This is a genomic window from Calothrix sp. FACHB-168, assembly GCF_963889195.1.
GTDB lineage: Bacteria > Cyanobacteriota > Cyanobacteriia > Cyanobacteriales > Nostocaceae > Aulosira > Aulosira anomala_A.
This window is the reverse complement of record NZ_CAWPNJ010000011.1, coordinates 75961-88303: the sequence shown is the minus strand read 5'-3', so window position 1 is coordinate 88303 and position 12343 is coordinate 75961. Positions and strand designations below refer to the sequence as shown.

Annotated in this window: 11 protein-coding genes; 7 read left to right on the top strand and 4 right to left on the bottom strand. The window is 42.8% G+C overall.

All coding sequences use genetic code 11. The features are described from left to right. The first annotated feature begins 41 nt into the window (after window positions 1-41). On the top strand, window positions 42-305 hold the full coding sequence (locus AACW45_RS05075; protein WP_096641881.1) for a DUF3146 family protein: 264 nt from the start codon (window positions 42-44) through the stop codon (window positions 303-305). 55 nt (window positions 306-360) lie between these two features. Here AACW45_RS05075 and AACW45_RS05070 read toward each other — a convergent pair whose 3' ends face one another. The 3 genes from AACW45_RS05070 to ntcA all read right to left on the bottom strand — a co-directional run bounded on the left by AACW45_RS05070 (window position 361) and on the right by ntcA (window position 4007). Further along, window positions 361-807, bottom strand: a complete 447-nt coding sequence (locus tag AACW45_RS05070; protein WP_190631709.1) for a pre-16S rRNA-processing nuclease YqgF — start codon at window positions 805-807, stop codon at window positions 361-363. A gap of 566 nt (window positions 808-1373) precedes the next feature. Next, a complete protein-coding gene (locus AACW45_RS05065) occupies window positions 1374-2867 on the bottom strand; it encodes a DUF3084 domain-containing protein (RefSeq protein WP_190631707.1) in 1494 nt (497 codons plus the stop codon). A gap of 468 nt (window positions 2868-3335) precedes the next feature. Continuing rightward, entirely contained in the window at window positions 3336-4007 is a 672-nt protein-coding gene (gene ntcA / locus AACW45_RS05060) for a global nitrogen regulator NtcA (protein ID WP_010998529.1), read from the bottom strand. A gap of 381 nt (window positions 4008-4388) precedes the next feature. Between ntcA and fabI the strand changes: the two genes are divergently transcribed. From fabI to AACW45_RS05040, 4 genes are all read left to right on the top strand, one after another. Further along, a complete protein-coding gene (fabI, locus tag AACW45_RS05055) occupies window positions 4389-5165 on the top strand; it encodes an enoyl-ACP reductase FabI (protein WP_096641878.1) in 777 nt (258 codons plus the stop codon). Between the two features lie 140 nt (window positions 5166-5305). Next, window positions 5306-5974 carry an imidazoleglycerol-phosphate dehydratase HisB gene (gene hisB, locus AACW45_RS05050; protein ID WP_190631705.1) on the top strand — a complete coding sequence of 223 codons (669 nt, stop codon included), beginning with the start codon at window positions 5306-5308 and terminating at the stop codon, window positions 5972-5974. Window positions 5975-6172: 198 nt separating this feature from the next. Beyond that, entirely contained in the window at window positions 6173-7159 is a 987-nt protein-coding gene (locus AACW45_RS05045) for an ABC transporter ATP-binding protein (protein WP_190631890.1), read from the top strand. A gap of 340 nt (window positions 7160-7499) precedes the next feature. Further along, window positions 7500-8963, top strand: a complete 1464-nt coding sequence (locus AACW45_RS05040; RefSeq protein ID WP_190631702.1) for an SLBB domain-containing protein — start codon at window positions 7500-7502, stop codon at window positions 8961-8963. Between the two features lie 88 nt (window positions 8964-9051). On the opposite strand, the gene AACW45_RS05035 is transcribed toward AACW45_RS05040, so the two are convergent. Then, on the bottom strand, window positions 9052-9225 hold the full coding sequence (locus tag AACW45_RS05035) for a hypothetical protein (protein ID WP_190631700.1): 174 nt from the start codon (window positions 9223-9225) through the stop codon (window positions 9052-9054). A gap of 24 nt (window positions 9226-9249) precedes the next feature. On the opposite strand from AACW45_RS05035, the gene AACW45_RS05030 reads away from it, so the two are divergent. Next, window positions 9250-10437, top strand: a complete 1188-nt coding sequence (locus AACW45_RS05030; protein WP_190631698.1) for an RNA-guided endonuclease InsQ/TnpB family protein — start codon at window positions 9250-9252, stop codon at window positions 10435-10437. A gap of 76 nt (window positions 10438-10513) precedes the next feature. Then, window positions 10514-12241, top strand: coding sequence for an alpha/beta hydrolase (locus tag AACW45_RS05025; RefSeq protein WP_190631888.1), 1728 nt, complete (start codon window positions 10514-10516; stop codon window positions 12239-12241). Window positions 12242-12343: the final 102 nt, after the last annotated feature.

The following is a 12343-nucleotide window of genomic DNA, read 5'->3' as shown; positions in this document are numbered from 1 at the left end:
CTACTTGGTTAACTTTAATTCCCAACTAAACATCCAGCATTGTGAGTGCTAAACGTCTGCCAGAAACCACCGCCTATGTCAAAGTTACCCGCCAATCTTGGCAACACGGCTTCCTTGAGGGTGAAGTGAGTGCCGGTGGGTATGAGTGGCAGTTCCAATGGCATTTTCGCCGGGGAGAACTGTCTGTAAAGCCTTCTCAAGGTCGTGCCTTGATTAAAGAACCTCTAGGTCGTTTTTTGGAAAAACAAGATTACCAATTAGAACCCGGAGGAGACTATGCTTTTACTATTCGCGCTGAACTTTAGGTATTTCTAACTATTGTTAATGTATTTTTGCTGTGAGTCCCTAAATTGAGTCAGGTTAATTATTAACTGATTCAACTAGACGATTTAAATATCTTTCAATTAACAAAATGGCCACAATGTCATCTATCGGTCGCGGTGGTTGTCGCATACCCTGCGGTAATAGTTTGGTTAGTCCTTTGGGGGGGTACATTTGCCAATAGCGATCGCGTGCTTCTAAAGTAGAGTAGCGTTCATCGACTAAAGCAATATTCAACGGTTCGGCTAATTCTTGATTCAGCCGCTTTTTCCATTGCTTGGCTGTAGTTTGGTCGCCCATCACCATTAAGGATACAGCAAACCTCTGACGTAGTTTTTCAATAGTCGCGATCGCTTCATTTGCAGCTACTACCTCATGATAATGAAGTTGTCTATCTATACCGATGACTGCTAACCCACATTTATCGCGACCGGGATCGAAGCCTAAAATTACTGCTTCTGTCGGTGATGATTCACGGAGATTCATAAGTAATTCCAATTCAAAATTCAAAATTCAAAATTAAGAAATTTATACCAATTGGAAACAAGAATGCGACAGATAGTAGGGGCACTGGCACTGCCATGCCCTCTAGAATATTTTGATGTGTCGCAAAGATTATTTGAATTGGTATTAGACATATTCAGGACGAATAAAGTTTATATTCTGCCACCTGCTTTTCTCAAACTTGTATAATTTTTAATTCCCAATTTAATTATTGACTATAGGACTCAATACTGCTCGGTTAAGCTCAAAAACCTTAACCCGCGTAGGTTGGGGAGCCACTGCGTTGTCCGGGTTTCCCGGCTTGTTCGCCGGAGGCGTTCCCGCAGGGTAGCAAGTGGCGTTTGAGGAACGTAGACCCAACATTTGGGTAGCTCTGTTGGGTTTCGCAGAGCCTCAACCCAACCTACAATTTTCCTTAACCGAGCAGTATTGCTATATGACTCATATTTGATTTGGAGAAAAAAACTCAGTACACTTTTATTCCTTCTTACCTGTTCCCTGTTCCCTGTTCCCTGTTCCCTGAATCAAAGCGGATTCCTACTATTTTTTTAAGTACTAAAAATAACTTGTCCGTTAAATATGGCTATTAGTTTTACTCTCAATGGCCCGGCGGTAAAAGTGTCCTCAGCTGCGATCGCTTTAATTTCTAAAGGTTGCTCAAATTGTCTTAATTGGGCGACAAACCGCAAAAAAGTACCATCTATTTGTACAGTTTCGACGATCCCCGCATTCCGGGCGCGAAATTGGGAGGCAGAAATCAGTAAATCCAGCCTCTGTCTCAACTGATAAGATGTCATAGTTTTAGGATCGGCGGTAGTCGTCGCTAGTACCTGTCCCTGAGAAAAGACGAGTTGATTTTTGGCTGTATCCGTAAAGAATTCTATCTGCTTTTCGCCTCTAACGTAGTTACCAGCAGAGAAAATGCGCATGACATATTCCCGCCCATCCTCAATTTGTTTCACTAATTGTTCAATTCTATCTTGGGTAACCTGTAAAATTTGTTCGTTACTGGCTGTAATTGTCCCTGGTTCGGCTAATTCCTGCAAAGCATTCTGATTAGCGTCTGTTAATAGTTGAGTTATCGCCTGACGCGCCGCCGCAGGCTTTTGAACTTGAATTACCGCCGCCGCTAAAACTTGACCCCGCACCAAGGCTAATTTACCTAAGCGCAGGTCGCGGTAAGATTGATAATATTTTTCTAGTCTGGCGACTTCTTGCTCTAGATAGTTTTGTTGCTTTTCCAATTCCTTGAGTCGTGATTCCCGCATGGTAATCACTTGTTCCCGCGCGGCTACTTCCCGATTGCGCTTTTGAATTAGTTGATCCAGTTGGGAGATTTTTTGATCTCGCTGTTCAATGGCTTCTTGGCGATTGGCTAATTCGCGATCGCGGTTTTCAATGGCTTTTTTCGCTTCATCAATGGCTTTTTTGGCTTCAGCGTACAGCCTTTGACGTTCTATCTTGCGTTGTTCAATTTCTGCTAATAAACTCTTTTTCTCGTCATAAACGCTTTGCAATTCGCTGATTGCTTTTTGATATTGGGCGACAACTTGACCTAATTGATTTTGAGTCCGTTGTAACTGATTTTGCGTTTGGGCTTGTTGAGTCAAAGTGCGGTTGAGTTGGGCTTGAGTCGCCTGTTGTTTGGCATTCGCCGCCTGTAAGGACTGATTAATTGCTTGTAAGTCTTTTTGCGCCTGCGCTTGTTCTTTTCTTGCTTGGTTTAACTCCCCTTCTACTTGACTTTTTTGCGTTTCTGCGGTTTTTAATTGTTCGCGTTTATTTCTTAAGTCTTTTTGAATATCTTCTAACTCAAAGACCCCTTTACGCAATCCTTCATCCGCAGCAAATAAAATTGCTAAAGTTGAGGCGGAAATTAAAGTGCCAGTAAAAATGGTCACTAGTACCGCCGTATTTTTGGGACGTAGCTTAAACAGAGAGAGGCGTGCTTTGCCAACTCTGGTACCAATGCGATCGCCCAAAGTGGCAAGCATACCCCCCAAGAATAAAATTGCTGCAATGAGGATGTACCCGGTGGTCATCTTCAGCTACCGAAATGCTTCCAGATACAGCCTACTACTTTCAAACATTTTTTGTGGGGAATTAGAGATTGACAATCACTGAATTTACTGGCTTGGCTTGTCATTTGTTAGTTGTTTTTGGTCTAATTTGATGCGCCACCCCTTTGAGAGTAGCCCTGCGGTCATTTTGCGTTCCACAAAAAAGCAAGTGGCGTGGCGCGATAGAGATAAGCTAATGCGCGTCTAAATTGCATAAATACTGATCGGGGCTGTTAACTGTCAACGGTCAACGGTCAACGGTCAACAGTCAACAGCCTTGACGATAGATTGTGCAACTTAAAAGCAGAATAGCTGAATGTGCAACTAACTGCTGACAATATCAAGGGTTGTGTTGGTAATGGAGTATTTTATCAATTTTGGGAGCGAACTCTAGGATTGGTGTTACCCCAAAAACACAACACTTGTCATCTCTACTTATCCCAATTGCTTTTAAGTGAATTGTCTACTTAAAGTCACCGGTTTATGCACAGTAATCTTTTTCTTGTGGATTGAAATCATCTTTTTCTCACGTAAATCTCCCAGTAACCGAGTGACGGTGACGCGAGTAGAACCAATTGCTTCCGCGATCGCCTGATGAGATAACTTCAGATCAATTGTGATCCCATCAGCGCAAGGAACGCCAAAATCTCGACAGAGAATTAATAAAAAACTTACTAACCTAGAACCCATATCTCGGTGTGCAAGAGTTTCAATCATCATCTCTGTTTGTAAAATTCGCGAAGACAGACCTCGCAGCATTAACATTGATAATTCTGGATTTTCCTTGAGTGCTTGCTCTACCTGTTCAATTGGCGCTGACAGTAATTCTACAGGCGTAAATGCAACGGCATGGTAAAATCTATCCGACTTGTTTCCCGTCAGTAATGACAGCACGCCAAAAACACTATTTTCCCGCAGCAATGCTACTGTTATTTCCTCTCCTGCTTCATACACCCTAGAAAGCTTCACTGCACCTTTTAATAGAAAATAAACTCGTTCAGCAGGATCGCCAGGAAAAAAGATCGTTTTATTGCGTTCAAACGTTTCGACAACCGGAGGAAACGCTCCAGTTGCCATCTGACGAAAAACATTTGCTAGGGCTTTATCTTGTGTCACGATCATCTCCCTTCCCCTACCCAATGCCGGAAAAACAAAAACTGATTACCTAAGAATACACCTGAAAAATCAATAAAGCACCGTCAACCTTTTTGTACTTTCCTATACTCCAAATCCTTATTTCCTAGCTATTTGTTTATAATGATACATAATTATTGATATTTTTAGCGAGAACTTTTTGAAAAGCCCCTTGTAATAGCTTAATTCAAAGGTTTATTAAAGGTAAAATCAAGATATCTTGAGAATTTATTAAGAAATAAACAATCATTTTATAACTATTAAACACTCGTACTAATAATCATTTTCACAAATCCTCTGGAAAACCAAGTCAAAGTAACCTCAGATTCTAGTATGCTCTAGCATGATTGTTTACTTTAAAAAAGTTATATGCTGGATCTGACTGGAAAAAACGCTCTGGTTACAGGTATTGCCAACAACCGCTCAATAGCCTGGGGAATAGCTCAACAACTGCACAAAGCAGGCGCAAACTTAGGTATTACCTATTTACCAGATGAGCGCGGCAAAATGGAGAAAAAAGTTGCCGAGTTGGTAGAACCTCTCAACCCCAGCTTATTTTTGCCATGTGATGTCCAAAACGACGAACAGATTCAGTCTACCTTTGAAACTATCCGCAGTCAGTGGGGAAAACTAGATATTTTAATTCATTGTCTGGCTTTTGCCAATAAAGACGATTTAAGCGGAGATTTTAGCCAAACATCGCGGGCAGGCTTCAACACAGCATTGCAGGTTAGTACATACTCCCTCGTACAATTAAGTGGTGCAGCCAAGCCCTTAATGACAGAAGGCGGCAGTATCCTCACACTTTCATATTTGGGTAGCGTCAGGGCAGTGCCTAACTATAACGTGATGGGCGTTGCCAAAGCCGGTTTAGAAGCCAGCGTGCGTTACCTAGCAACGGAACTCGGCCCGCAAAATATTCGCGTCAATGCTATCTCTGCTGGCCCCATCCGCACCTTAGCCTCTAGTGCTGTAGGCGGCATTTTAGATATGATTCATCATGTAGAGCAAGTTGCCCCCCTACGACGTACAGTCACCCAAGTAGAAGTAGGAAATACAGCAGCCTTCCTTTGCAGCGATTTGTCTAGCGGCATTACCGGACAAGTCATATATGTCGATGCTGGATATGAAATTATGGGAATGTAGTTAGTTTTGGGCATGGGGCATTGAAACAATTTTGGATTTTGGATTTTGGATTTTAGATTGGAATCCAAAATCACAAATCTAAAATCTAAAATTCCTTGTCCTCCTTGTCTCCCTTGTCCTCCATATCCCTCTCATTAGTTATGCAAATCAGCGATACTTCCAGTCAGGACTTAGTCCAACGTCAAGTTAATATTTCTCAATACGAACAATCTCTTACCAGTCCCAGAATTGCCTCTGTTCATCGCACTACAGGCGAAACCGATGTGCAAGTTACGGTTAACCTTGATGGTACAGGAATCTGCAAGGCAGCAACGGGTATTCCCTTTTTAGATCACATGCTGCATCAAATTGCTTCCCACGGTTTAATTGACTTAGATGTCCAAGCCAAGGGAGACTGGGAAATTGACGATCACCACACCAACGAAGATGTGGGTATTACCTTAGGGCAAGCCTTGAGTAAAGCACTAGGCGATCGCAAAGGCATTATCCGCTTTGGTAATTTCCTCGCCCCATTGGATGAAGCTTTAGTACAGGTAGCATTGGATTTTTCTGGCAGACCTCATCTAAGTTATGGTCTACAGATTCCTACGGAGCGAGTGGGAACCTATGATACCCAACTAGTACGGGAATTTTTTGTAGCAATAGTCAACCACAGCCAATTGACACTACATATTCGTCAACTAGATGGCATTAATTCCCATCACATTATTGAAGCCACATTCAAAGCTTTTGCCAGAGCCATGCGCATCGCCGTAGAAATCGATCCCCGGCGTGGGGGGATGATTCCCAGTTCTAAAGGCGTGTTGTGAATTAGGGGGATGGGGGAGGCATGAATTGCTTTTGACTGTTGACTGTTGACTGTTGACTGTTGACCAATGCCCAATGCCCCATGCCCAATGCCCCATGCCCCATGCCCCATGCCCCATGCCCCAATGTTATTTCTTGCTCCCCAATGGGTAACCTGTAATTGGATAAAAAGTTACAGCCATAAGGTGCATAGAACGGAGATGAAGTCTGTTGTAGATGTTTCTGATTCTCGATTGAATACTCCCGATACTCCACCAGTAGTATTAACTTCAGAGTTGCGTAAGGTCTACCGTACTGGCTTTTGGATGCAGCAAAAAGTTCTATCGCTCAAAAGTTGCTCTTTGATTGTTTACCCAGGAGAAACTTTTGGCTTATTGGGGCCTAATGGTGCTGGTAAAACAACTTTGTTAAAACTATTACTAGGAATTATCCGTCCCACTTCTGGGCGGGGGTTATTGCTGGGTAAACCACTGGGCGATCGCAGTGTGAAGCAATATATTGGTTATCTGCCGGAAAATCCTTATTTATATGACTATCTCACAGGCTGGGAATTTTTGCAGTTAGCAGCCGGACTATTTCAAATTCCCCAAAATATCCAACGTCAACGCATTCCTGAACTATTAGAATTAGTCGGGTTATCTTTAGCCGATGCGCGTAAAAAACAAATGCGTCGCTATTCTAAAGGAATGTTACAGCGTGTGGGCATGGCACAGGCATTAATTAACGATCCCAAGTTAATATTTTTGGATGAACCGATGTCTGGTCTCGATCCGATGGGACGCTACCAAATGCGGGAAATTATCTTAAAATTGAAAGCTGAAGGGAAGACAATTTTTTTCAATAGCCATATCCTCAGTGAAGTAGAACAAATTTGCGATCGCGTCGCCATTCTTTCTCAAGGGGAACTAATTTGCACTGGTTCCTTCTCAGAACTTTTAGGTAATTCCACTGCCTATCACATCAAAGGTGAAGGCGGCGATGTCGAATTTCTTCAACAATGGATACCCAACATAACCTTTAAAGCTGATAATTCTTGGCAAGGTATATTACCACAAGATAATTACTACGATTTTCTCACCAACCTCCGCATGACAGGCGCTCAAATCCTGGCTATGAATTTGTCTCGTCCTTCCTTAGAAGAGTTCTTTATCCAACAAATTCAACAAAAAAATCATTCTCTTAAATAATTTCACTGACAAAAACATTTCATTAACTTTTACCTGATTCTCTGCGTACCTCCGCGTTTAAATTTCCCTGAAAATCACATCAGCCAACAACATTAATTTCTATCCCGACGCAAAAAGTCACTTAAATCATGAGGATATTGACAAGATTCCTCAATTTAAGTGACTTTAGGTTTAAATGAACTTTATAAAAATTTTAAACCTGCTAAATAAATACTGCTCCGGAAGGTCAAGTTTTTCTAAGAAAATAAAAATGTTAGAGAGCTTGAATAATTCAGTATAGTCACGATTAGAATGTTTAGTCAGTACTTTAGCAATTGTAGTTTCAGAATATCGGGTAAATATGCTTAATACAGGTTTGCTGAAAATCCTCATCCAATCAAGTCTGGGTGTGGTCTTTTTAACGGCTGTCAATGTTGCTGCGCCATCTGCCAGCCTAGCTCAGCGACAACCAGTATCACAGATTCCACCGACAACAACACCAGCAGCATCAGCATCTATAGATACAAACTATACATTAGGTGGGGGCGACCTCATCCGTGTAAACGTGTTTGAAGTACCAGAATATACTGGGGAATACCAAATTCCTCCTGGTGGCTCGATTAATTTACCTTTAATTGGTAGTGTTTCAGTTCTAGGGCTAACTACCGAACAAGCTGCTGACGAAATTTCTCAAAGATACAGCCGCTATTTGAAACGTCCCCTGATTTCTGTAAACCTGTTGTCACCTCGGCCGATTAATATTTTTGTGGCGGGAGAAGTAACGCGCCCAGGTGCTTACACTCTCAGTTTACAGGGAGGCGCGGGAAATAATCCTGGTGTTCAATATCCAACTGTATTAGCAGCCCTAACCACAGCTCAAGGGGTGACATTAGCAGCAGATGTCACTCAAGTGCAATTGCGCCGGAAGTTAGGACGCAATGGCGAGCAAACAGTCACCCTGAATTTGAAAGAGCTGATTCAAACAGGTAGAATCGGTCAAGATATTACCTTGCGGGATGGAGACACAATTGTTGTGCCCACAGCCGCTACCTTTAACGTAGCAGAAGCACGCAATTTGTTTGCCGCTAACTTTGCCGCCGATCCTAGCAGACCACGCACAGTTGCTATTATTGGTGAAGTTAACCGTCCTGGATCTTATATGGTGACACCAGGTTCCACCACAGGGGGAGAAGGGGGAGCAGCTGGTACTGGTTTACCCACTTTAACTAGAGCGATTCAACTGGCTGGGGGGATTACAGCACAAGCTGATATTCGCAGTCTCAAGCTACGCCGTCCTACCAGAACTGGCTCAGAACAAACTATAGATGTTAATCTCTGGCAATTATTACAGAGTGGTGATGTCAATCAAGATGTGATTGTCCAAGATGGTGACACAATTGTTGTACCCACAGCCACCGAAATTAACCCAGCAGAAGCGACTCAATTAGCTAGTACTACTTTATCTCCTACCAGCATTCAAGTGGGTGTGGTTGGTGAAGTGAAAAAACCAGGCGCTGTGGAACTCAAACCGAATAGTTCCTTAAATCAGGCTTTATTGGCTGCTGGTGGCTTTAACGATGCAAGAGCAAAAAGCGGTGCTGTAGACTTGATTCGCCTTAACCCCAATGGTTCTGTAACTAAGCGTGTTGTACAAGTAGATTTCTCTCAGGGAATTAACGAAAAAACTAATCCTATCCTCCGCAATAATGATGTGGTGGTAGTCAGCCGTAACGGTACAGCTAGGACTGGTGATACCTTGGGTGTATTGTTCAATCCTATCGGTGCTGTTTTGGGTATTCTCAGAACGATATTCAACGGATTTTAGATCTGGCGTGCAACTGGGGGTATTGGTTGATATTTCTACCCCCAGAAGGCAACAAAAACAACACTTTACTAGTCAAGGTTATGCGTTATCATCTAGCACCCCCAGGAGACTCCCGCCACAACGCAGTTTGGCGGTGAGAGGAATGGGGACGAGCGAGAAGCTTCACAATGAAGTCTAGTTGCTGCAAAGCAGTAACAGACGACTCTTTGAGCGACGAGTGAGTAATTAAATTTTGGTGCATGGCGGGTTGTACGCATTTCACAGATTTAAGGGTAAAATGTGAAGTATGGAAAAAGCCTACCGTTACAGAGTGTATCCAACTGCCGAGCAAGAACAGATATTGCGCCGGACAATTGGTTGTGTGCGGTTGGTGTTTAACAAAGCTTTGGCAGCGAGAACTGAAGCTTGGTATGGGAGACAACAGAAGGTTGATTACGTTCAAACTTCTGCTATGTTGACGCAGTGGAAAAAACTTGAAGACCTCCAGTTTTTGAATGAGGTTAGTTGTGTACCACTGCAACAAGGTTTGAGGCATCTGCAAACTGCTTTCACTAATTTCTTTGCGGGTAGGGCAAAATACCCCAACTTCAAAAAGAAACGTAGCGGCGGTAGTGCAGAGTTTACCAAGTCTGCTTTCCGGTGGAAGGATGGACAAGTCTATCTGGCTAAGTGTTCTGAACCACTGCCTATTAAGTGGTCTAGGCAACTGCCCAAGGGGTGCGAACCTACAACCATCACAGTTAGGCTTGAACCTTCTGGACGCTGGTTTGTCAGCTTACGAATTAATGATCCAACTGACGAAACCTTGAAACCCGTTGACAGTGCTGTAGGGTTGGACGTTGGGGTGAGCAGTCTTGTTACCCTGAGTACGGGTGAAAAGATTGCTAACCCCAAAGCGTTTGACAAGCACTATCAGAAGTTGAGAAAAGCGCAAAAGTCTTTGAGCCGTAAACAAAAGTCCTCTCGTAACCGAGATAAAGCCTCGCTCAAATTTGCTCGGATTCAAGCTAAGATTTCCGACGTAAGAATTGACCATCTGCATAAACTGACAACCCGACTGATTCGTGAAAACCAAACGATAGTGGTTGAGGATTTGGCAGTTAAGAACATGGTCAAGAATCCCAAGCTCGCCCGTGCTATCAGTGATGCTGCATGGGGTGAACTGGTGAGACAACTGGATTACAAAGCTCTTTGGCATGGTCGAAACTTGGTAAAAATTGACCGATGGTTTCCTAGCTCTAAACGCTGTGGCAACTGCGGGCATATTGTCGATAAACTGCCGTTGAATGTTAGAGAGTGGGATTGTTCCAACTGCGGAACACACCATGACCGAGACATTAACGCGGCTAAAAATATTTTGGCGGTGGGACACACCGTTGCAGTCTGTGGAGCGAGTGTAAGACCTGATAACCATAGCGTTAAAGGGCAACTGCGAGAAACCCGTAAGGGAAGGAAACAGAAACCTAAGTCGTGAGTCTTGGGAATCTCCCGCTACACTGCTCTTGTTAGCGGGAGAGGATGTCAATGGTAACTCATAGCTAATGGCTAATATGCTTTTTAAACTAGGCAGACAGCAACGTAAAATCTCTTGGGTGCAAGGGTTACTGTGTAGCATAACCATTGCTCTGAGTTGGGGTATGGCAACACCTGCTACTTTTGCCGCCCAAAAGGTGAATATTAAGTTAGGGCCATTTCAGCAATCAATTGCGATCGCTGATTTGGAAACATTTGCCAAAACAGGTAAACTACCCCAAAATCTCCAAGTTTTTGGCGCTTTATTATCTCCCCAAATCCGCGAATTAATGACTCGTCGTCTGGAGGTAGATCCAGAAGTAGCCGATAAATTCTTTGATGATTTAGTGCGATCGCCTCAAGGTCAACAATTAATTGCTTCCTTAGGAGCAGCTATCCCTGGTAGTACTGTAGAAGGTTTGCAAGCCGCACTCAATTTATCTTTGCGTCAAGTTAATGGTTTGAGTTTCTTGGGCTTTTTACGAGCTTACCCCGGAGAAACGGTAACAGTAGATGCCAGTAAAGCCGTAGAAATAGCTATCGCCTTAAACACAAATTACCTTGAAAGTCAAGCTTTAAGCACTTTATTAGCCAGAGATTTATTTGTTAAAAATACTACATTTAATCCCAGCTTCGATCCGGCAGTAATTGGTAAACAAGTAGTACAGCAACAAACTATAACTTTACAAGACCAACAACGTAAAAGAACGATTCCTGTAGATATTTATTGGAGTCAAGGTAAGACACAATCACCACTAGTGGTATTTTCTCACGGTTTTGGGGCTAATAGACGATTTTTTGCTTATTTAGCCCGTCATCTGGCCTCCTATGGGGTAACGGTAGCGGCAATTGAACATCCAGATAGTCAAATTACCGCCATTAATCGCAACTCCCCACCAGATAATTTAGCTCAACTACTAGAGCCGAGAGAATTTATTGAACGACCAAAAGATATTAGTTTTTTACTCGACGAATTAGCCAAGCGCAACAATCAGCCAGGAGAACTGCAAGGAAGATTCACCACTGATAATGTAACTGTTATCGGTCATTCTTTAGGCGGGTATACAGCTTTAGCATTGTTAGGGGGAGAAGTTGACTTAAAAGCTGTGCGCGAATTCTGTCAAAATTCCCTCTCCTTTAACCAAGCACCGGGAGATTGGTTACAATGTGCAGCAGCTCCGTTAACAGAGAAAAAACTACAGTTAAAAGATGAACGAGTAAAAAGTGCGATCGCATTTAATCCTTTAATCGGTAAACTCTTTGGCGATAATGGTCTCAATCAAGTTACCCAGCCAGTATTATTTTTAACTGGTACAGAAGATTCTCTCACCCCAGCACTCAAGCACCAAATCCAGCCTTTTGCCCAACTTAGAGGTAACAAATATTTAGTTACAGCTATCGGTGGTACGCACTTAAGTATTAGCGATCCTGCCTATAGCATGAGTCAGGTAACTACCATTGTCAAAGAAAAGCGCGGTACAGAAACCAATTCCCTGCGTCAATTAACTCGTGGTGTTACCTTAGCCTTTGTCAAACAATCAACCCCAGAAGCCAAAATATACCAACCATTTCTTACCCCAGCTTACGCCCAATCCCTCTCTACATCAGAAATACCTTTACGGCTAAATTCTGATTTACCAGGAAGTATCAAAACTTGGCTGAGTTTGACAGCAAATCCCGATTTAGGACATTTGAATGCAGCCTTTGCCGAATTAATTTTAAAACCTACCTCATTAGCTAGTGCGATCGCTAATTTTGCAACTTAGCATGTTTTGAAAATGGGCATAGGGCATTGCCCTAACTACAAATACTGATATTTTTTCACCAAATCAAATCGGATTCCTATATACAGCAGATTGCAAATTTGT